Here is a 20,415-nt window from a genome sequence, read left to right on the forward strand (position 1 = left end):
AAGAAGGAGCTCACCAAATGAAAGCAGTAAACTGGAACCGCCCAGATGACGATTTCACTTTAACATTCTGGCAGCAAAATGTAATGCAATTTTGGACGGATGAAGAAATTCCGTTATCAGATGATAAGATGGACTGGATGGAAATGACGGACGCGGAGCGCACGCTATACAAAAACGTGCTTGGCGGTCTGACTTTGCTCGATACCATTCAAGGCGGCGTCGGCATGCCGAAGATTTTGGAGCATGTTGAAGGCTTGCAGCGTAAAGCAGTATTGTCATTTATGTCGATGATGGAGCAAATCCATGCCAAATCGTACAGCAGCATTTTCACAACGCTTGCATCAGGCGAAGAGATCGACGAAATTTTTAGGTGGGTAGAGCAGAACGAACAACTTCAGAAGAAAGCAACGTTAATTTCTTCTTGGTATTCGAACATCACTGGCCCGAAAGAGCTGTATAAAGCGATGGCTGCTTCCGTATTCTTAGAGAGCTACTTGTTCTATAGCGGTTTCTTCTATCCGCTTTACTTGGCTGGCCAAGGCAAAATGACGAGCAGCGGCGAGATTATTGATTTGATTTTACGTGACGAGAGCATTCATGGCTTATACGTTGGCGTTCTAGCACAAGAGCTGTTCCAAACGTTTAGCCCTGAGGAGCAAGCACAGCTTGAAATCGAACTTTACGCATTGCTTAACGAGCTGTACGAGAATGAGGTTGTTTATACTGAGCATCTGTATGCTCCGCTTGGCCTTGCTGAGGAAGTAAATGTTTACGTCCGCTACAATGCGAACAAAGCGCTTATGAATCTTGGTATGGAGCCTCATTTCCCTGAGGAAGCGGTAAACCCGATCGTGTTCAACGGCATCAGTACGCATACGAAGCAGCATGATTTCTTCTCCAAAAAAGGAAATGGCTACGTACGTACGATTCACGTCGAGCCGCTTAATGACGATGATTTTGTTTTCAACTTCTAATAAAACTTAATCTAAATGCAACATATGAGTCGCTCTTTATTCAGCCTTCTAGGCAGGAAAAGAGCGATTTTTGATTTTTTTAAAGAGGAAGTGATTGACACAATATTCATTCGGTGTTAATATTTCCCTCTCAAATCTTGCGCGGAGGTAAAAAGTGTGATTACAGTTCAGGGTGTAAGTAAATCGTATCAGGTTGCAAAACGATCTTCAGGCGTTAAACAAGCAGTTAAGGCATTATTCAAAAGAGATTATAAAGTCGTGGAAGCGCTTAATGATATTTCTTTCACGATTGAACCAGGAGAAATTGTTGGTTATATCGGACCAAATGGGGCGGGCAAGTCAACGACAATTAAAGTGATGAGCGGAATTCTTGTGCCAGACAGCGGTACATGTACGGTTATGGGCTATACTCCATGGAAGGATCGAGTCGCGTATGTGAAGCATATTGGTGTTGTATTTGGTCAGCGCTCCCAGCTGTGGTGGGATGTCCCGGTCATCGATTCCTTTGATCTGCTGCGTGATATTTATAAGGTGCCAGAGCAGGAGTATCAAAGCACGCTAGCCTTGCTTACAGAAACGCTTGAGCTGCAGGAAATTATCCAAATGCCTGTTAGGCAGCTAAGTTTGGGCCAGCGGATGCGCTGTGAAATTGCGGCTTCGCTGCTGCACAGCCCAAGTGTTCTATTTCTCGATGAACCTACAATCGGTTTGGATGCCGTATCCAAAATCGCTGTACGCCGTTTCATCAAGACGATTAATGAAGAAAAGGGCGTCACGATCATTTTGACCACACATGACATGAATGATATTGAAGCGTTGGCAAACCGGATTATCCTAATTGGCAAAGGGAAACTGCTTTATGACGGCAGCTTGAGTGCAATACGCAATCAGTTTGGAACACAAAAAACGATTACAGTCGTATACAGCCATCGTGCAGAGCCGCTTGCGATTTCGGGAGCTGTTATTGAAGAATGGTCGCCCGAGCGCGCTGTGCTTAGCGTGGATACAGCACAGGTCGTCATAAGTGATGTGCTCATTCGACTGTCTGAGCAAGTGGAACTTCTTGATGTGACGATCGATACATTACCAATTGAAGATATGATCGTTCAGCTCTATAAGGAGCATCAAATATAATGAAAGCGTATATTTCGGTGTTTAAGCTGCGTCTCACTTATGGACTGCAATACCGCACCGCAGCGCTTGCGGGAGTTGCAACTCAATTTTTTTGGGGATTTATTATCATTATGGTGTTTGAGGCGTTTTATAGCGGTACAACAGCTCCGCCTCCAATTTCATTAGAACAGCTCATTACATATGTATGGCTGCAGCAGGCTTTTCTCTCTTTTGTTATGTTGTGGTTCCGTGACAATGAGCTATTCGGACTCATTACGACAGGTAATATTGCTTATGAGCTTTGCAGACCTAGCGGCATTTACGGTTTATGGTATGCCAAGCTTATTGCACAGCGACTCTCGAGCGCGATTTTGAAAAGCATCCCTGTACTCTCCGTCGCTTTTTTTCTGCCTGAGCCTTACCGGATGCCGCTGCCAGAAGATATAGCAGCCTTCGGATTGTTTATCGTTGCGTTATTGCTCGGACTACTTATGATTGTTGCGCTTTCTATGCTGATGTACATATCCGTGTTCGTTACGCTGTCACCGGCTGGTTCGCTGCTTATGTTTGGCGTCATTGGCGAATTTCTGGCAGGCATGGTTATACCGGTGCCGCTTATGCCCTCATGGCTGCAAAATATCGTATATGTGCTGCCGTTTCGCTGGACAGCCGATTTCCCATTTCGGGTTTATTCCGGACATATTCCGAAGGAAGAAGCGCTCATCGGCATCGGTGTTCAATTGGTCTGGTTTTTTGTATTAGTAGGCCTCGGTAGGCTGGCAATGGCAAAAGCATTGCGTAGAGTTGTTGTGAATGGAGGGTAACCAATATGAGATTGTTCGGAAAATATATTTTGATCATGTTTAAATCGCAAATGCAGTACCTTACCTCATTTTGGCTGCTCTCCTTAGGCCAATTTTTTGTACCATTTTCTGTATTTGCGGGATTGTATTTTATGTTTGAGAGATTTGGTCAGATTGAGGGTTGGGATTTTCAAGAGGTTGCGTTATGTTTCTCCATTATTCATATGTCATATGCGATTAGCGAATGTTTTGCACGAGGTTTTGACTCCTTCTCTACCTTGGTTGTTAATGGTGATTTTGATAGATTGTTAGTAAGACCGCGCAGTACGGTACTTCAAGTATTGGGATCGAAATTCGAATTTTCACGTGTTGGACGGCTTCTGCAAAGCGCAATCATACTCACTTGGGCGCTCAGTGAGCTAACCGTAGAGTGGACATTGCTTAAAACAATGACGCTCGTCTTTATGATAGTGAGCGGTGTATTTGTTTTCTCTGGCATCTTTATACTAGCTGCGACAATGTGCTTTTGGACAGTTCAGGGTCTTGAGATTGCAAATATATTTACAGACGGAGGGCGGGAGATGGCCCAATATCCGTTGAATATTTATAAGAAATGGGTGACGCGCTTTTTCACGTTCATCATCCCTTTTGGATTTGTTAATTATTTGCCTTTGCTCTATTTGTTAGATAGAACCTCTGGAAATGACCTGCTCTATATGATTTCGCCAATAGCAGGCATCCTCTTTATTTTGCCTTGTCTGCTTGTATGGAACATCGGTGTTCGTCATTATCGCTCGACAGGCTCTTAATATGGACGGCACTTTATAATAACAGCAAAGGAGCGTAATGTTATGAAATCAATAGCAGTACGGGAGTTAGCAGCGCAATTATCATTAGAGATACTGGCAGGAGCCGATAAGCTGGATCGGCAAATCGCGAAGGCAAGAGCATATCGACCAGGACTAGAGTTTGTTGGATACTACGATTTTTTTCCACAGGAGCATGTGCAAATTTTGGGCAAGAAGGAAATTACCTACTTGCATACATTAAGTGAGGCAGAGCGAAATCATCATATCGGCAATATTGTTAAATATCATCCACCTTGCTTTGTGGTCACTGCAGGTCAGGAAGGGCTGAAATATTTGACCATATATTGCGATCAAGAGGGCATTCCTTTGCTGAGGACAAAGCTTCCAACTGTACAGTTTCTTGGTATGCTGGATGCTTATCTGCTCAAAACGCTTGCCCCGGAAATATCGATTCACGGCATCTGCTTAAATGTGTCGGGTATTGGCATATTGCTGCGTGGCAAGTCAGGTATTGGCAAAAGCGAAACAGCTCATACACTAATTAAACGCGGCTCTAGGTTGGTAGCAGATGATATCGTTGTTCTGAAAAAGCTGAGCTCGCAAACGCTTCTTGGCACGCATAATGAGAAGACGAAGGAGTTTCTTGCGCTGCGCAGCATTGGTCTTATTAATGTTGTAAGGCTTTATGGTAGACAGGCATTTCAAGATGAGACGAGGATCGTGCTAGATATTGAATTAACCAAGTGGCGTGACAATGAGCTCAATAATGATTTGGAGCTGGAACCAAAATATACGGATTATATGGGTGTGAAAATTCCTCATATCGAAATCCAATTGCAGCCGGGAAGAGACGTTGCAGGGTTAATTGAAGCAGCGGCGAATAATTGGTATTTAAAGCAGCAAGGCTATAGTGCGGTAGAAGAATTTATGAAACGCTTGGAGCAAGGTTAGTCCTCACGACTATTTACCGCTGAAGGATTAACGAGCAAACGACTATCCAAATACTTGCAAAACATGTTACACTATGGGCAGAGAAAGCTCATCCTAGCGCACAAGTCCTGACAGATTAGAAGGAGGAAATCGCGTGGAAAACTGCTCAATCGTAACAAAACCTGCTGTCCATTTGGCGGGAATCAGCTATTGCGGTCCATATTCATCCTTTCCGGATGAAGCTATTCGACTGCAGACCGAGTTTTTGACACGCAAGCACGAGTTGGATGATGCAACAAAATCGACCGTATTGTACAGTCCGTACTTCGGCAATGAAGTGTTTGCTACCTACTGGGCTTGTTATGAAGTCCAGCATCTGGAGGAAGTGCCTCCTGGGATGGTACAATTCACGATTCCTGAACATCGTTATGCGATGGTCGCTTGCTCCAACAAACGGATCGGCGAAGGGTATGAGCAGCTTCATGCTTGGATAAATGAATTGCGGCTAGAGAAGCAGGAAAATGCCGTGTCGCTGGAGTTGTTTTATATTGACGAGCATCATTTGGAGGAAGAGCCGGTAGAATTGCTTATTCCGCTCAAAGGATAACCTATATGAAGTGCTTGCGTGCAAACGAAACGGAGTATCGAATGGATTACATTCGACCCGAATCATTTTGTGAATGCAAGCACTTTTTTGTTTGTGAATGAAACAGCTAAGGAGAAGAGGAGTTCGAATGTCGGCTATAAGAAAAAGGTATACGGGCTCATCTCGGCCCTATGCCATCAAGCTAGTTATAGCTGGTATTACGGCTGGTGCGGTGAGTGGAATCGTGCTAGGCTTTACTATGAAGCTGCTGGAGCAGCTTACAGGGTCAGCTGTATATGTATTGCTGCTTAATATTGATTTCATAAAGTGGCTGCCGTATGAACAAACGGAGCTGCTCGAATTTATCCTTCATTTGGCGGTTTCAATTCCACTCGGAATCATCTACTTATCCCTCTTGTCGCTTTGGCGATCACCGATAGGACTAAGCCTAGGCATGAGTTTAGCCGTCGCATGCTGTACGTGGATTCCACTCACACAGCTCTCGGAGCGTACGCCAGCGACAAGTGATGTAGAAGCAATGATATGGTGGTTGAGCGGACATCTCCTATATGGCGCTGTACTTTCGTTGTTTGGCATGATATGGATAAAGAAAGGAAGGTTGGAAAAATGAGTTATGCCTTATATATCGTAGATGCTTTTACGAATCAAAGATTCAAAGGTAACCCAGCTGCTATTTGTATAGTAGATGAGCCTCAGGCAGATAGCTGGATGCAGCAGGTAGCAGCGGAAATGAATCTACCTGAGACCGCATTTATTATACAAAAAGAAGAAGCTTATGATTTGCGGTGGTTTACACCAGTGGATGAAATGGATTTGTGTGGACATGCTACGCTTGCCACTGCACATATATTGTGGGAAACAGGTAGAATGTCGAAGCAGGAAACGGCGCGCTTTATGACGAGAAGCGGATTATTGACTGCCGTGCATAAAGGTGACTGGATTGAGATGAATTTCCCTTCCGAGCCTCCGGAAGCAGCCATTGCACCTGAGGAGTTAGTTCAGGGCCTCGGTCTCATTCCGAGATATGTTGGCCGAAATCGTATGGATTATTTTGTTGAGGTGGACAGTGAGGAGACGCTTCGTACGCTGCGGCCTGATTTTGGTATGCTTGCTCGGCTTAGCGCTCGTGGAGTTATCGTGACAAGCCGTTCAACAGATGCTGCATATGATTTTATATCGCGGGCATTTTTCCCAGGCACAGGGATCAATGAAGACCCAGTAACGGGTTCAGCTCACTGCGCCCTTGCACCCTACTGGGCAAAGCGGCTTCGCAAGCAGGAGCTTGTTGGTTATCAAGCATCGGAGCGCGGAGGGATTGTGAAGGTAAGACCAGAAGGCGAGCGGGTTTATTTACAGGGACAAGCGGTTACCATTCTGAAGGGGCAATTGGAGGGATAATACAATGTTAATGTTAAAGCTGCCAAAAGAGCAGAAGGAGCAGTTAATCTCGAGTATTCAGCAATATTTTGAGCTGGAGCGCTCAGAGACGCTTGGGTCGATCGCGGCGGAGCAGCTTCTTGATTTTATGATTAAAGAGATAGGTCCTCATGTGTATAATCATGCGATTAAAGATGCTCGCCAAACGGTTCTCGAGCGGATGCAAACGATGGAAGATGAGCTTTATGCACTGGAGAAGCCAACTGCAGCTAAACGATAACGAAAATGTTAGGCATGTTGTTTGGGATAGTGAAAAGATAGGACAGCTGTTAAAAAAATCCAATCATCATGTTAAAGATGGGTCCGGACATTCTTCATAAAAATAAGCAAAAAGGCACTAACGATAAGGCTTATTTATAGCCTTGATGGTCAGTGCCTTTTCATTATTTTAGGCTTTCGATTTTTTGGGTATTGCTGATGATTTGAACGGGGTTACTTTATTTTTGCCCGTCGTCTTGGAATAGTACATAGCTTCGTCAGCTTGCTTAATCATTTCTTGAACAACCTTGCTTTCTTTGGATGTGCTGAAACCAACGCTTATCGTAACCATCGTTTCTTGCTCGACTCTGCGCCGAATGGATTCGGCTACAATTTCGGGCTTCACACGCTCTAGGCTAATGCAGCTCAGCAGCTCCTCTCCGCCATATCGACCCGCCGATCCGATGCCGCTCGACTCTTCCTTAATAATCTCGGAAACCTGCTTAAGTACCCCGTCTGCTTTATGGTGGCCATGTGTATCATTCAACTTCTTAAAGTTGTCGATATCGCAAAAAATAATGGCCATCGGCTTGTTTCTCTGAAGCAGCTGCTCAGCCCTAGAATAAAAATGCCGTCGATTATACAATCCTGTCAGGCCATCCATAATAGACGATTGATAGGTAAACATTAACCTCTCGATCACCCACTCGAACAGGAGGATAAACAAAAGGGTGTAATATACAATTGGCAGCAGCTGGCTAATCGTAAGCAACCAAGTCAAAGAGCCATGAAAAACATAGGCATTCGACAGCCTAGCAAGCTCGCTTGCAAAGAAAACAATTAAGCTCGCGTAATATTTGGAGCTCATATTAGCACTTCTAGTATCGAGCATAATCATGAAAATAACGATTAAACCATAAAAGTCGAGCGCCGGAAATGTAAAAGCTTGCGCATGAACGACAGTCTCCATCGTAACAGGCGTTATCGCAAATTGTATGCCTGCAATAACGAAAGTCATCATACTCATAATGATAAAGGGAATGACTTTAAGCTGTGCCGTTCGATGAGTATATAATTTCATGAAAACAAAGTTTATAATAATAAAAGATACGATTTGGAGTATGGTAAAGGCTAAATGTAGAAATGGTGATAATGACCAGCCTGGGTAAGCAAGCACGACGAGCAGGCATTGCTTAATGATAATGAGCGGGATGGCTGTAATAAGTAAGCGATAAATTCGTTTGTTGCGGTAGCTTACATAAAGCCTAACCGACATAAAAAGCATTAAAATAAGAATGACGATGACAGCTGATGAAGAGAGCAGTTGTACGTTTGGGCCTGAAAGCCATTGTGTAAGAGTCATGAGTTACCCACCGTTATCTAGTATTAGTTTCAATAGCTTTACAGAAACATATGTTCTAATATATCATGTTTTACGGTGAACGAATAGTTGCAATACATGTTTTACGTTGAAAGGATGGGACACATGAATATTTTACAAGCGTTGTTTTTCCCGCCGGAGCAGCCGGGTGGAGTTTCTTCCATGATCCCGTACATTCAGGATAGATTCATTAAGTTTGGTTGGCAAATGGAACTGTTCTCACTGCCTAAGAGGGTTAGAAGCAAAGGGCAGGAAGAGGTAAAGTTCGAGACTTTCGATCATACGATCTACAGCGGAAATAAAATGGTAGATAAATATATACAAACCTATAAAGATTACGTATGGTGGACAAAAATGCGCATCAAAAAGCCGTACGATATTATACATGCGCATCATCCCATTGCTGGACTTGTTATGAAGCAGCTATTCCCAGATACACCGCTTGCCATGACGATTCATTCCAGCTATGAACGGGAGCTTATTCTGAACGGCAAAATTAAAGAAGGCGGGCCGGAACACCGTTTTCTTATGAGTCTTTATGGCGAACTGGAGGCAAAGGCGGATCAACTGCTTACGGTATCTGAATCATTCCGAACCTACATCGCTCCTCATATTAAGCATCCAGAGAAAATTAAGGTTATTCCGAACGGCTTTGACGAGAAGCGATTTAAACCGATCTCACATGAGAACGCGGTAACACAGCTCATTACGGTATGCAGGCTTGTCCCAGCAAAAGGGCTTGACGTGCTGCTGCATGCTTGCGCAGAACTTAAGCAGAAAGGGCATCCGTTTGTCCTTCATATTATCGGAGATGGACCGATTCGCGAGGAGCTCGAAGCATTAGCAGTTGAACTCGATTTATATGATGACATTATTTTTTACGGCTATATGCTGCATCCCGAAGAATTTATGCCGTTTTTTGATGTATTCGTATTGCCATCACGCGCTGAGGCTTTTGGTTCCGTTTTCGCGGAAGCGGCATTATGCTCGCTCGCACTTGTCGGCACTAACGTTGGGGGCATCGCAGAGCAAATCGAAGATGGCGTTAATGGATTGCTCGTGCCGCCGGAAGATCCAGCAGCACTCGCCGATGCGCTTGAGAAAGTCGTGACCGATCCGACTTATCGTTATCATTTGGCTAGGTCTGGTTCAGATAAAGCAAAAAAAGTATATTCTCTGCAACGAGTGATCGCTCAGCTGAAAAAAGTTTATATTCATATGAAGCCGGAGTAACGGCTCATTATATCGGAATAGGCGGTTTTGAAATGTCGGTACCTTTTCGATTCATACATGCAGCAGATTTGCATTTAGATAGCCCCTTTCGCGGGCTTGCGAAAGCACCAGATCAGGTGAGAGAGGTTTTGACCGAATCCACGTTTGCGGCACTGCGTCAGCTGACACAGACCGCCATACGCGAGCAGGTGGATTTTATCGTTCTGGCTGGCGATCTGTTCGATGAGGCAGATCGTTCGCTTCGGGCACAGCTCATGCTCGTACGCGAATGGGAAAAGCTGCACGAGCATGGCATTTCCGTATATGTGATCCATGGAAATCACGATCCGTTAAATGGCGAGCGAGCTTCTTTAGAGCTGCCTGCAAACGTTTATGTATTTGGAGCGGATCAAATGGAATATCGGCCGGCTTACCGTACTAACGGTGAGCTGGCTGCGTTTGTTTACGGCCAATCCTACGGTACGCGTATCGTTTCTGAGAATATAGCAGCCGCTTATCAAATACAGCCGGAGGCGCCGTTTCACATCGCGCTGCTACATGGCAACGTAGATGGAGACGGGACGCATGATCCTTATGCTCCATGCTCGCTGGAAGAGCTTATCGGAGTCAAAGGCTTCGATTATTGGGCGCTTGGCCATATCCATAAACGAAGGGTGCTGCATGAATACCCGCATGTCGTATACGCTGGCAATGCACAGGGAAGAAATCCGCGTGAAACAGGTGCAAAGGGCTGCTACTTGGTGGAAGTAACAGCTGCAAGAGCAGTAGAGCTAACCTTTATGCCTCTCGATGAAGTAAGGTGGTACGAGCGTAACTGCTCGATAGACGAGCTCAGCACGGAGCAAGAGCTTTTGCAGCAATTGGAAGGACTCATTGAGCGGATTCTCGCCGAGGCGGAAGGACGCTCGGTTATGCTTCGACTAGGCTTGACTGGTCGCGGCCAACTTCATCAGAAGTTATCGGAGCCAGCGGTTGTTCGAACGCTGCTCGAGCAGCTGCAGGAGAGCAGATCCCAATCGTCAGCGGAACCATGGCTATTTGTTCATGGGCTAGAGGTGAACACGGGAGCTGCGATCAACTGGGAGGAGCTGGCGGTGGAAGACAGCTTCGCCGGTGAGCTCTTTCGGTTTAGCGCAGCATTAACGGAGGATGAGCAGCTATGGCGGGATTTTGCGAAAAACGCCGTGGTTCAGGCAGCTGGGCATGTGAAGCTTGGCAGGCTAATGCAAAGTCAATGGGACGAGCTTCCTGAGCGGTGGCTTGATCATGCGCGCGAGCTGACGCTTGGTTTGCTTCATGATAATGAACGGGGCGGATGATGATAGGGCTTACGCAGCCGGTGTCTGCAAAAGCCTATAGGAGATGACAGGAAGCATGAAGCTTTTGAAAGCAGAAATTGATGGTTTCGGACAGCTATATGGGAAGCAAATACCGCTCGATGCAGGGGTCATTATCGTATATGGTCCAAATGAAGCGGGTAAAAGCACGATGTTCGGCTTTATCAGATCGATGCTTTTTGGTTTTGCCAAACGCGGACAGTCCAATGAGCGGCAAGAGCCGGTAAATGGCGGAAAGCATGGCGGCAGGATATTTTTTCGCGATGCACAAGATGATGCCTACGTCGTTGAACGATATGCGGCTGACGGCTTAGGCAAGCTAAAGCTGCGTGGTCTACGCCATGCATTCGGTGATGACGAATGGCTGCAAGATCAATGGACGAGCACCTTAGCTGCGGCTGATAAACCTTTTGAAGGAGGTGCCGATCTTACACAAGCGGAGTGGGAACGGCAGTTTCTAGGAGGCATCGGTGAAAAGCTGTATCGACAATTATTTGCTATAACGCTTACAGAACTGCAAGAGGTCGGTGCGCTGTCAGGCGAAGAGCTTGGACGATATTTGTACCAGGCAGGGTGGGACAACGGCAAGTCGATTGCAGCAGCTGAGAAACGTTTAGCACAGGAGATGGACCTGCTCTTTAAGCCTCGCGGAACTAATCAACAAATCAATCAACAGTTGAAAACACTTGAGCAGATAGAAGCTGTTCTGCGGAAACGTGCGGATGCCATCGTCGCTTACAATGAGTTGACGCAGCAAACGGGGAAGCTGGATGCTGCTTTGCGTCAATTGGAAATTGAGCTGCCAGCAAAAGAGGCAAGGCAAACGCTGCTTCATAAAGCATGCACGTCTAGGCCGCTATGGATTCGCAAGCAGCAGCTGATTATCGAGCGTGAACAAGTCGCCTATGCAGCCTCACTATCGGCGCATGCAGAGAAGGAATGGGACGAGCTGCGAAGACAAAGAGCGGAGCTGCGCGAGGAAGCGGAGAAGCTAAGGCAGAAGGTGCTGCTGATGGAGCTTCAGCTTGAGGCGATTAGTTATAATGAGCAGCTGCTTCGTATTGGGGATGAGACGGAAGCTCTGCTCCAAACAACGGAGAACATCCGCCAGCTGAAGCAGGACAGTGCTGAGCTGGAATCGGAGCTGCGAGAGCATGATGAGATGATTGCAAGGCTCGTAAGCAGCATTGCGCCGGAGTGGACCGAGCGGCAGCTGAGGGAGCTTCATGTTACGATTGCAGATCGTGATTATGTGAGAAACGCAAGGCAGCAGGAGCTCGAGCATTCGCGAGGGGAGGAGCGATTCGCGGCTGAGCTTGAGACGCTTAAGCAGCAGGAGCAGGAAGCGTCTATCGCTTTGGAGGAGGCGAGGTCTGCCGCTGCACGGGATCAGGAGCGCAGCGAACAGGAGGGCAGCACGGGCTTTGATGTGCTGCCGCGCACGCGAGATGCGCTGAAGGGGGCGTGGAACGCCCTCGATAGCGCGCTTCGCGAGTGGGAACTCGAGCGGGCGCGCTCTGCCGGAGCCGCTGCAGCCGCAAGCGAGAGCGAGTCGGCTGGCCGCGGCGCGGCAGCTTCGGGCCGAGGCGGAGCCGGCCCTTTGTGGGCTGCGGCGGCAGGAGCGGGCGGAGCCGCGCTGGCGCTTGGAGCTGCCGCGCTTGGCGGAGCGAGCCGCGGTATTGGTTTTGCTGCGCTGGCGCTGGCGGGAGCGGCGCTTGCGCTTGTTGCCTTGGCGATGCTGCGGAGCCGCAGCGCTGGGAATGCAGCTGGAGAGGGAAGCGATCAGTTGCATGGACGTGGACGTTCTCGCGGGCGCAGCGGAGCATCCTCAGCGACGGGAACGGATTTTACCGCTCTAAACGAGCGAGAGAAACGTGTACATCATGCATTAGAGATTATGGTACATAAGCCTCAAGAAGCAGCGGCTGCCCTGCTTGCGGCTAAACATTACAGCTCGCCAGAGCATCTGCTCGCTGCCGAACAGGCGCGCACACAGCTGCGCGCCGCAGTCGAAGCCCGTCTCGAGGCGCTGCAACGCAGCGAGCGCCTCATCGACCATTGCAGCGAGCTCGCCCGCCGCCTTGAGCGGCTGCGCGCGCACGCTGCAGGACGCAGCGAGGCTGCTGCCGCTGCTGCACAAGCAAGGCAAGCCATCGCCCGGCAATGGGCCGGCTGGCTTGCAGCTCGCTCACTGCCGGCGGGGATGTCGCCGGCAGCTGCGCTCGAAGCATTCGAGCTTGCCGAGCAAGCTTTGCAGCGGCTGCAGCATTATGACCGGCTGTCGGCGAAGCAAGCCGCCGCAAGCAAACAGCTTGCGGCTTTCGCTAAGCAAGCAGCTGAATTGTGCGAGCATTTCGAGGAAGCTGCCGCGGGGGTCGCTGTTGATCCTGCCCTCGCGCTGCGATTGCTGCATGCCGAAATTCGCCGCCATGCTGCAGCAAAGCAAGAAGCACGCGGCATCATCGCGCGCCGCGATGAGCTGCGCATGGCGCAGCAAGCTGCTGAATCCCGGCAGCTTGAGCTAGAGAATCAAGTGATGAAGCAAATGGATGCGGCTGGTCTCTCAAGTGAAACACAATATGAGCTGGCGCTCGAGCATCGAGGATCGTTGCTGGCGCTCGAACTTGAACAAGCTAAGCTTACATTGGAAATGACGGCAGGCATGTCGGCGGAGAGAATTTGTGAGCTCGAGGACTTGTTTGGGAACTATGATGAAGAGCAGCTGCAGCATTTGCAATTGGAGTCGCTGTCAGAGCTGAAAGAGCTGGAGCGGCAGAAGCAAGATCAGCTTGAGAAGCGGGGAAGAGTTCGGCAGTCGCTTGACCATCTTCTGAAGGAAGAGGAGCACCAAAGGCTGCTTTCTGACAAAGCAATGACGGTTGCCCAGATCGAGAAGGATACAGAGAGGTATGCCGTCCTAGCCATTAGCGCTGCATTGATTAGCAGAACAAAGCGAGTTTATGAGGAAGAGCGGCAGCCTGTCGTGCTTCGCAATGCGTCGCGCTTTATTACGAAGCTGACTGATGGCAAATATATTCGAGTGCTGACAACGCCAGGCGAACCGGGTATCAGACTAGAAACAGCGGAGCGACGTCTCATCGACAGCGGAATGTTAAGTAGGGGAACAGCAGAGCAGGTTTATTTAGCGATGCGCCTTGCGTTAGCTGAGGAAGCTTCACGCGGAATCAAGCTTCCTCTTATGCTCGATGATGTGTTTGTTAATTTCGACAAAGGACGGCTGCATGCAGTAACCAAGCTGCTCGCAGCGTTATCGAGTGAAAGGCAAATTATAGTTATGACCTGCCATGAGCATGTTCGAGATGCGATGCTCGAGCATTGCGAGGGTGCATTGCTCGTGCAAATATGATTATTTATAATGACTTGCGGCTTACCTAATGAGTCGAAACACGTTTGCGAATAATTAAGATGAGCCAGCCTAAGCTGACCAACCCGAATAGCGGATAAAGAGTCGAGAGCAGCGGACCAAATCCGATTTGGCTGGCTACATAACAAATCGCAAGGATGAGAAGGACAATCAAGCTCCGAGCCCATTTCAGACGCTCATGGAGCTGAAGGGTAAGACCGTAAATGTCCGCGATGAGTGTTGTGAAGATTTCAGCGAAAATAATAAAAATATAAATGAACTGTACGCTAGGTCCAAGCTGCCTTGCAATGCCGCCCATTGGAATCGCAAACTGTTGAATGCCTGGCATATGAACAGAAAGTGCGACATGTCCAGCCAGCAGCATAAAGCCGATCCCGATACCACCGACCCATGAACCGGCAATAATGACCTTGCGGTCACGAATTTCTGAGCCAAGCGGTACGAGCACGGCCTGTGACATCGAGAGATTAAATGCGGTATAAAGAAATGGCGAAGCCCAAGCGGCCCATATGGAGTGGTCGCTTGATAAGGTAATGAACTTGTCCGCGCCCGGTGTTTGGAACGTATTAATTATGATGAGCACAGTGAATAGCAGCATAATAGGGACGACGATCGCATTAACCGTCAGAATAGCATTCATCCCTTTGCGCAGTAAAAAATAACAAGCGGCCATCGTAATAAGCAAACCTGATTGATAAGAAATATTCCAATGCTCATAAAAGATGGTGCCTGCGCCGGCGAGCATAACAGCAGTTACGCCTAGAAGCACGACTAGCATGAAGTGGCTAATAAGTCGTCCATACTTGTCGCCAAACAACGCCTTATTTAAGTCCTCGTAAGATTTTGCCCTAATTTCACTGGCAATCAACATCATCTTGGTGCCAAGCCAAATGAACAAAACGGTAGATAAAACAATCGTAACCGAACCCCAATACCCGAAGCGGGTAAAAAACTGTAATATTTCTTGACCGGTGGCAAAACCAGCCCCCACGATTGTACCCATGTAAGTTGAAGCGATTTGCAGTACTTTTCCAGTGCGTTTCCACATCGTCTACCGTCCTCCGTTCGATAACCCTCTATAAATAGAAGGTATGTCCAAACGGGGACAGGCATGACTTTTTTCCAAAGAATACGATTTTTTACGGGATATTTAGGATCGGGGAGTGGCCTTAATACAAGTAGCTGTGGTTGTGCTGCGGTGTATTTTTCATCATTTGTGACCTTGTTTTGCTTTTTGGATAGGCTTGTTAGCTGAATCAGCTGATAGCGAGCAGCTTAATGGAAATGATTTCATTATGTTCGGGATCAAGATCAAGCTTAAGCAATGCTTTGTGTGCTTTGTAGGTGAGCAAATATGTAGTTTGCTTCTCAGGCTTGCCGAGTGCAAGCAGTGCAGATTCCGGATTATCACCAATTTGCAGCCCGCTTAGGCCAGCTTGGATGTTTTTTTCAAAGAGCTCTATAAATTGTGTCGTTTTCTTTGCATTGATTCCAACTGCAAATCCGTCATATTCAAGCACGGTAACGGGATCGGTCTCTTCCTCTAGCTTGTAGCTGTCTAGCGGCTTGCCAAACTGCTTAACAACTGAAGCGTGGCTATCTCCAATTGCAATGCCATGGAGCAGAGGCGCGTCCGCTTGCCACAGTGCATCCTCACTTTCGGTTTTTACGGGTGCTTTCGAATTCTCTGACTTGCCGATTGCTGAGGTTTCGGTGTTTGTATTGCTGCTCGTATCAACTTTGTTCACATGCGGCTCGTCCATTTGAATTTCACTTTCCGTTAGCTCAGAGTAAGAATCTTGAGGACTGTTCGGTTTATCCGTCTGTTTGGTTAAAATAGGGGCCGTATCATCCGTGTATGAATTAGGTGCTGTTGTAACTGCGCTTTGACAGCTGGCAAGCAGAATGGCAATCGTTGAGGTTGCGGCGAGCATTGCAGCTTTTTTTGTGTATTTTCGATTTGGGTTCAAGGTTTGCACTCCTTTCCTTATAGGAAATATAATCGGTATAATGACTTGTATTAATTAATGTGTGAATGGTTCAGCTTATTTTTTCAGTCATTTGCACTATAGATTAGACGTGTAAAATATGGAAAAAGTTTCTCTATTTTACTATGGATAAGAATTTTTTCGTTCAAAATAGTTAGATTTTTTTTGGTTTAATAACGATCTCTTCCATAGGGTTGCACTTTTTGCCTGACCTATGGTACGTTATCAAAAAGGATTTTGGTGGAGGTAATGAAAGATGGAAAGTTTAAAGCAACGTATTTTAGCAGAATCATCCGTATTGTCTAGTAATGTACTGCGGATGGACGCTTTGATCAACCACCAGGTCGACCCAGCATTGACAATGGAAATGGGACAAGAGTTTGCCAGACGCTTCGCGGAGGAGCAAATTACGAAAGTTATAACGGTGGAGTCATCGGGAATACCTGCTGCCTTTGCAACCGCATATACGCTAGGTGTACCGCTTGTATTCGCTCGCCGCAAGAAGACTTTAATTGCTGATCCGGATGCTTATGTGGAGCGTGTTCCTTCCTTTACAAAGGGAATGGTGACTGATATTATGGTGTCCAAACAGTTTCTAACTGCTGAAGATCGGGTACTCTTTATTGATGACATTATTGCGAATGGCGATGCAGCGCGCGGCTTGATTAAAATTATTCAGCGCTCGGGCGCAGCCTTAGTTGGTCTTGGCGTCGTTGTCGAGAAGTCATTCCAAGCTGGCGGAAGAACCTTGCGCGAACAAGGAGTTCGTGTGGAGCCGCTCGTTCGTATTTCATCGCTTGATAACGGTGAAATCAAATTCGAGTAAGATGTGGAAGTAGCAAATGTTCTTTTCGCATCCAGCATTATCGCTTATAATGATACAGAAGTGATCGAAGGGAGGCACATATTATGGGGGAAATGTCTGCTGAGTTTATGTATACAAAGCTAAGCGATGCTAAAGTCCACTTTGAGCGTGCACTAGATTGTAAACATACGGAATTTGATGATTTATATCCTTATATGATTGAGCATCCGCAATTTTTCTGGTACAAACGTTATGTCGCGTGGTCGGAGCTGCTCACGATTGTGAAGCTGTGTGACGAATTGTCTATTGAATGGCGGGATCAATTCACTGACCGCCAGGGCGAATATATCGGCAAACGAGTGATGTCATCACGCGTTTTGGACGAGTGGTATGAAACGAATGACGCCAAAGAGCATGCAGGTTAACTTAATGAATGACAAGTTATACCTTATTACGATTTTAATATTTTGAAGTAAACCTCAATGTGATGCGTCAGCATCACATTGAGGTTTTTCAATAGTCGTGCAGGTTAGAATAGAAGCAGGAGGAATTGTAATGATAAGCGAAGAGCAATTGGATAAATATCGTGTCAGCGGTGAGACCATAAGAGTTGTGAGAGATGCGATAGAAACAAATGATGTCAAAGGTATCGTAGTTGCATGGGACGAATCCTCGGTGGTCATTCGCCGTCCAAATCGCCGGGTAGTGAAGCTAAGCCGTGAATATAGCTATACTCCTGCATCCGAGGATCGGCTTAACCCTTTTCCTGACGAGGATTTGCAATTGCATGAATAACATCAAGCACTTCTTTACCGGTTCCGAGCTTATATCCCTCTGACATGTAACGGATTCGTCCTTCATCGTCCAAAACAAATAATATTGGAAACTGCTCCATCATTTTCGGAGTGATCAAGGGCTGGATGAGGTTTAGGCCATTGTATGACTCGTCCCGATAGAATGCGGCGTTTCGAGGCAAGGCAGTATCTTGTGTCAATGAAAAGGAAGCGGTCAGCTTATCCTCCCCGGCTGCCAGTATGACTGGGCCATCCCATGCTTCGAATTGTGAAGCAAGCTCTCGAAGCTCTCTCAGCAGATGTTTTGAAGGCTCACGATCTGGCTCGATCCAAGCAATGACTGCTCCGCGTGGCTGAACGGCTGCGTTCAAGCTAAGCGGTGGAATGAATACCTCCTTATCCATAGCATCAGCAGAGAGTGATGCTAGGATAGGGATCTCCATATCCTTGCTGCGGAAGCACAAAACCAAATTTGTTGTTTCAGATGGTGAAATATCGAAATAAGCAAGCCGAACCCTTGCGGTACCATTCGGAAGTCTTGTTCCGGTAATCAGTCGATATTGTCCACTTACCAATTCGAAGGAATCGTCGAATACGTCCTTTTTGCCAAAGGGCAGCATCTGTGTCTGGTACATGCTCCCCGTCCAGCGAGCGATTGTGAAGTTATGGAAATAGGCAGCTTCTTGTTCAGTTGCTGAAGCGTCTCTCATAAATTGAACAAATCCTACAGCTGGCACCGAAGTGTTCATCGAACAAAAATCACCCCAATTGTCGCTCATCCAATATTGCGGCCGCAAATCAGTCGGTTCAAGGCGGGCGGGTATTCCAAAACTTCTTGCTGTTGCGATAAGTAAAATATGAAAACATAAACGATCGCCTTTTTTTAATTCAAAGCTGCCTAACGGCGTGGCAGAACCGTTATAGTGATTCATACCCTCGATAATCTCAAACTCTTCGGTAAGACGCTCGTACATAGCTTGAGGCTGCCCGCGATAGAACTCCTTTTCTTCCTGTGAGTAATGCTCTTGGAAACGATGCTTGTAGGGTGCAATCATCTCGTAATGTACTCGAGGACAAAGAAGATACTTGCTGGAAAATTGTTTATCTAGATTTTTATCCAGACTTTCGATCAAAGGCAATGAGCTAAGTAGATGATCATTTAGTGTGATCTGAAACGTATCTGTCAAATCCTTATCATGAAGTGATTCCAGCAGCAGGAGCGGCCATTCTCCATACTTAGGGGATTGATTTTGTAAAAAAGCATAAATTTCATGGCTGTTGCCTTTTGCTTTCTGAAGCATGTTCCAAACCCGATCACCTTCTAGGGAAAGCTCTTCTGCAAGTCGAATCGACTGATCCAAGCTTACAAACGTTGCTTCATAAGCAGCACGGATATGGGCACCTTCCTGTATTCGTTCAATATTTTTCTGTTTCTCCTGTTCAGTGGCGACTGAAGTGGACTTGTTGCCCGTTGGCGGCGGGGGAATCATATCAATCTCCGAAATGCCGCTTCGTATTTCCTCTTTGCTCAAAGCAATGGTAAACTCGTTCGAGTCTTCTGTATGGATAAGCATAGAGTTCCAGCCATCTTCACCAACCGCATGAATATATAAGCTGCCAAGCCCAGTAGTTAGCGTAACTTGCCCGGCGGGATCTGTTATCTTCGTCACAATAGTAGAAAACTCGGCGTAATTATAGAGCTGAAAGTGTACTTTTGCATCGGACGGGGTACCTGCTTGATTGAGCACCTTGATCGTAATCGTCTTGTTCATTGCATAATTGTCTAGTAAATTAATTTCGGTATACCAAGGATGCTGCAGTGTTATCTCCTCGGGTCCTGAATAGTTGGAGGGAACTCTCGTATTAACGAGCATGGCTCTTTTGGCGGGTTCACTAAACCAGCCTTGGTCTAACCTTGCTTCTGGCTCGCAAGCACCGAGAAAATGCCAGCGGCCGTCAGCCCAAGCTTCAACCCAAGCATGATTGGAATCACAATGGGCCCAGCGCGGTGTATAGCACTGCCTGGCTGGAATTCCTAGGCTGCGGAGTGCCGCAACAGCAAGTGTAGACTGCTCGCCGCAGCGGCCGAGAGTGGTACGGATGATCGTTAAGGGAGAAACAGTGCGTTGGTCGTTGCCTGTGTACGTCGCTTTTTCATGGCACCAGTAGTTGGTCTCCAAAATAGCATTTGTCATTGAAAGACCTTGCACGCGCTCGAACAATTCATGGAAAAGCAAACCTCGGATGTCTTCGATGTTCTCGTTATTGACCCGGTAAGGGAGGACGAAGTGGAAAAATAGATCATCGGGCACAGTGCTGCCCCAAGGTACTTTATTGCGAATATCAAGAGCGGCCCGAACATGGCTAAGAAACAGTTCACCGTTATAATCAGCTAAATCATTTAAAGGCATGTAAGCATATAAAAATTGCAGTGCAAACTTCTCCTCTTCGGATAAAGGCTGCTGAAACACACTGAATAGCTGCTCTTCCCGTAATCTGGCTAAGTTCCTCTTATAGGAGAACTTTTCTAAAACCTGTTTTGTCCAAACCGAATTCATTGTTATGATCATCCTCTCTCCTGGATAATGTAGGTATGTTCGAATGAAGTTGGTATATTTAAT

General features: G+C 46.9%; 19 protein-coding genes. 15 read left to right on the forward strand and 4 right to left on the reverse strand.

Features of this window, described 5'->3' with window-relative positions; genetic code table 11:
- Window positions 1-17: 17 nt before the first annotated feature.
- From nrdF to AC787_RS25820, 9 genes are all read left to right on the forward strand, one after another.
- Window positions 18-974 carry a class 1b ribonucleoside-diphosphate reductase subunit beta gene (gene nrdF / locus AC787_RS25780; protein WP_054027815.1) on the forward strand — a complete coding sequence of 319 codons (957 nt, stop codon included), beginning with the start codon at window positions 18-20 and terminating at the stop codon, window positions 972-974.
- A gap of 156 nt (window positions 975-1,130) precedes the next feature.
- On the forward strand, window positions 1,131-2,108 hold the full coding sequence (locus AC787_RS25785) for an ATP-binding cassette domain-containing protein (RefSeq protein ID WP_054027816.1): 978 nt from the start codon (window positions 1,131-1,133) through the stop codon (window positions 2,106-2,108).
- A complete protein-coding gene (locus tag AC787_RS25790) occupies window positions 2,108-2,911 on the forward strand; it encodes an ABC transporter permease (RefSeq protein ID WP_054027817.1) in 804 nt (267 codons plus the stop codon). Before AC787_RS25785 ends, AC787_RS25790 begins: the two co-directional genes overlap by 1 nt.
- 5 nt (window positions 2,912-2,916) lie before the next feature.
- Window positions 2,917-3,699, forward strand: a complete 783-nt coding sequence (locus tag AC787_RS25795) for an ABC transporter permease (RefSeq protein WP_054027818.1) — start codon at window positions 2,917-2,919, stop codon at window positions 3,697-3,699.
- 42 nt (window positions 3,700-3,741) lie between these two features.
- The gene (gene hprK, locus AC787_RS25800; RefSeq protein WP_054027819.1) at window positions 3,742-4,650 is read left to right on the forward strand and encodes an HPr(Ser) kinase/phosphatase; all 909 of its coding nucleotides are present in this window, start codon (window positions 3,742-3,744) and stop codon (window positions 4,648-4,650) included.
- A gap of 133 nt (window positions 4,651-4,783) precedes the next feature.
- Window positions 4,784-5,236, forward strand: a complete 453-nt coding sequence (locus AC787_RS25805) for a GyrI-like domain-containing protein (RefSeq protein WP_054027820.1) — start codon at window positions 4,784-4,786, stop codon at window positions 5,234-5,236.
- 127 nt (window positions 5,237-5,363) lie between these two features.
- Window positions 5,364-5,846, forward strand: a complete 483-nt coding sequence (locus AC787_RS25810) for a hypothetical protein (protein WP_054027821.1) — start codon at window positions 5,364-5,366, stop codon at window positions 5,844-5,846.
- Complete coding sequence (locus AC787_RS25815; RefSeq protein ID WP_054027822.1) at window positions 5,843-6,634, forward strand: PhzF family phenazine biosynthesis protein; 792 nt, start codon at window positions 5,843-5,845, stop codon at window positions 6,632-6,634. Before AC787_RS25810 ends, AC787_RS25815 begins: the two co-directional genes overlap by 4 nt.
- A 4-nt stretch (window positions 6,635-6,638) precedes the next feature.
- Window positions 6,639-6,893: a DUF2164 domain-containing protein gene (locus tag AC787_RS25820; protein ID WP_054027823.1), complete on the forward strand. Its 255-nt coding sequence runs from the start codon at window positions 6,639-6,641 to the stop codon at window positions 6,891-6,893.
- Between the two features lie 168 nt (window positions 6,894-7,061).
- Here the strand turns inward: AC787_RS25820 and AC787_RS25825 are convergent, their stop codons facing one another.
- Window positions 7,062-8,234: a sensor domain-containing diguanylate cyclase gene (locus AC787_RS25825; RefSeq protein WP_054027824.1), complete on the reverse strand. Its 1,173-nt coding sequence runs from the start codon at window positions 8,232-8,234 to the stop codon at window positions 7,062-7,064.
- A gap of 123 nt (window positions 8,235-8,357) precedes the next feature.
- Here AC787_RS25825 and AC787_RS25830 point away from each other — a divergent pair, with 123 nt between their 5' ends.
- Genes AC787_RS25830 through AC787_RS25840 form a run of 3 tightly spaced genes read left to right on the forward strand, consistent with a single transcriptional unit; the run spans window position 8,358 to window position 14,189 of the window.
- The gene (locus AC787_RS25830) at window positions 8,358-9,485 is read left to right on the forward strand and encodes a glycosyltransferase family 4 protein (protein WP_054027825.1); all 1,128 of its coding nucleotides are present in this window, start codon (window positions 8,358-8,360) and stop codon (window positions 9,483-9,485) included.
- 32 nt (window positions 9,486-9,517) lie between these two features.
- Window positions 9,518-10,804: a metallophosphoesterase family protein gene (locus tag AC787_RS25835; RefSeq protein ID WP_054027826.1), complete on the forward strand. Its 1,287-nt coding sequence runs from the start codon at window positions 9,518-9,520 to the stop codon at window positions 10,802-10,804.
- A gap of 55 nt (window positions 10,805-10,859) precedes the next feature.
- Window positions 10,860-14,189, forward strand: coding sequence for an AAA family ATPase (locus AC787_RS25840; RefSeq protein ID WP_054027827.1), 3,330 nt, complete (start codon window positions 10,860-10,862; stop codon window positions 14,187-14,189).
- A gap of 25 nt (window positions 14,190-14,214) precedes the next feature.
- Here the strand turns inward: AC787_RS25840 and AC787_RS25845 are convergent, their stop codons facing one another.
- Window positions 14,215-15,255 carry a hypothetical protein gene (locus AC787_RS25845; RefSeq protein ID WP_054027828.1) on the reverse strand — a complete coding sequence of 347 codons (1,041 nt, stop codon included), beginning with the start codon at window positions 15,253-15,255 and terminating at the stop codon, window positions 14,215-14,217.
- A gap of 208 nt (window positions 15,256-15,463) precedes the next feature.
- A complete protein-coding gene (locus tag AC787_RS25850) occupies window positions 15,464-16,177 on the reverse strand; it encodes a hypothetical protein (protein WP_054027829.1) in 714 nt (237 codons plus the stop codon).
- A 274-nt stretch (window positions 16,178-16,451) separates the two neighbouring features.
- Between AC787_RS25850 and AC787_RS25855 the strand changes: the two genes are divergently transcribed.
- The 3 genes from AC787_RS25855 (at window position 16,452) to AC787_RS25865 (ending at window position 17,795) form a co-directional block, all read left to right on the forward strand.
- Window positions 16,452-17,021 carry a xanthine phosphoribosyltransferase gene (locus AC787_RS25855; RefSeq protein ID WP_054027830.1) on the forward strand — a complete coding sequence of 190 codons (570 nt, stop codon included), beginning with the start codon at window positions 16,452-16,454 and terminating at the stop codon, window positions 17,019-17,021.
- 83 nt (window positions 17,022-17,104) lie between these two features.
- Window positions 17,105-17,425, forward strand: a complete 321-nt coding sequence (locus tag AC787_RS25860) for a hypothetical protein (RefSeq protein WP_054027831.1) — start codon at window positions 17,105-17,107, stop codon at window positions 17,423-17,425.
- A 130-nt stretch (window positions 17,426-17,555) separates the two neighbouring features.
- The gene (locus AC787_RS25865) at window positions 17,556-17,795 is read left to right on the forward strand and encodes a hypothetical protein (RefSeq protein ID WP_054027832.1); all 240 of its coding nucleotides are present in this window, start codon (window positions 17,556-17,558) and stop codon (window positions 17,793-17,795) included.
- On the opposite strand, the gene AC787_RS25870 is transcribed toward AC787_RS25865, so the two are convergent.
- Window positions 17,755-20,352, reverse strand: coding sequence for a transglutaminase domain-containing protein (locus AC787_RS25870; RefSeq protein WP_235561118.1), 2,598 nt, complete (start codon window positions 20,350-20,352; stop codon window positions 17,755-17,757). The two genes, AC787_RS25865 and AC787_RS25870, sit on opposite strands and share 41 nt — an antisense overlap.
- Window positions 20,353-20,415 lie beyond the last annotated feature (63 nt).

This window comes from Bacillus sp. FJAT-28004, from assembly GCF_001280845.1.
Lineage (GTDB): Bacteria > Bacillota > Bacilli > Paenibacillales > Paenibacillaceae > Pristimantibacillus.

What these genes read in the sequence shown, in the direction of transcription:
- nrdF (WP_054027815.1), top strand. Translation starts at nt 18, where the DNA reads ATGAAAGCAGTAAACTGGAACCGCCCAGATGACGATTTCACTTTAACA.
- AC787_RS25790 (WP_054027817.1), top strand. Translation starts at nt 2,108, where the DNA reads ATGAAAGCGTATATTTCGGTGTTTAAGCTGCGTCTCACTTATGGACTG.
- AC787_RS25795 (WP_054027818.1), top strand. Translation starts at nt 2,917, where the DNA reads ATGAGATTGTTCGGAAAATATATTTTGATCATGTTTAAATCGCAAATG.
- hprK (WP_054027819.1), top strand. Translation starts at nt 3,742, where the DNA reads ATGAAATCAATAGCAGTACGGGAGTTAGCAGCGCAATTATCATTAGAG.
- AC787_RS25810 (WP_054027821.1), top strand. Translation starts at nt 5,364, where the DNA reads ATGTCGGCTATAAGAAAAAGGTATACGGGCTCATCTCGGCCCTATGCC.
- AC787_RS25815 (WP_054027822.1), top strand. Translation starts at nt 5,843, where the DNA reads ATGAGTTATGCCTTATATATCGTAGATGCTTTTACGAATCAAAGATTC.
- AC787_RS25820 (WP_054027823.1), top strand. Translation starts at nt 6,639, where the DNA reads ATGTTAATGTTAAAGCTGCCAAAAGAGCAGAAGGAGCAGTTAATCTCG.
- AC787_RS25825 (WP_054027824.1), bottom strand. Translation starts at nt 8,234, where the DNA reads ATGACTCTTACACAATGGCTTTCAGGCCCAAACGTACAACTGCTCTCT.
- AC787_RS25830 (WP_054027825.1), top strand. Translation starts at nt 8,358, where the DNA reads ATGAATATTTTACAAGCGTTGTTTTTCCCGCCGGAGCAGCCGGGTGGA.
- AC787_RS25835 (WP_054027826.1), top strand. Translation starts at nt 9,518, where the DNA reads ATGTCGGTACCTTTTCGATTCATACATGCAGCAGATTTGCATTTAGAT.
- AC787_RS25840 (WP_054027827.1), top strand. Translation starts at nt 10,860, where the DNA reads ATGAAGCTTTTGAAAGCAGAAATTGATGGTTTCGGACAGCTATATGGG.
- AC787_RS25845 (WP_054027828.1), bottom strand. Translation starts at nt 15,255, where the DNA reads ATGTGGAAACGCACTGGAAAAGTACTGCAAATCGCTTCAACTTACATG.
- AC787_RS25855 (WP_054027830.1), top strand. Translation starts at nt 16,452, where the DNA reads ATGGAAAGTTTAAAGCAACGTATTTTAGCAGAATCATCCGTATTGTCT.
- AC787_RS25860 (WP_054027831.1), top strand. Translation starts at nt 17,105, where the DNA reads ATGGGGGAAATGTCTGCTGAGTTTATGTATACAAAGCTAAGCGATGCT.
- AC787_RS25865 (WP_054027832.1), top strand. Translation starts at nt 17,556, where the DNA reads ATGATAAGCGAAGAGCAATTGGATAAATATCGTGTCAGCGGTGAGACC.
- AC787_RS25870 (WP_235561118.1), bottom strand. Translation starts at nt 20,352, where the DNA reads ATGAATTCGGTTTGGACAAAACAGGTTTTAGAAAAGTTCTCCTATAAG.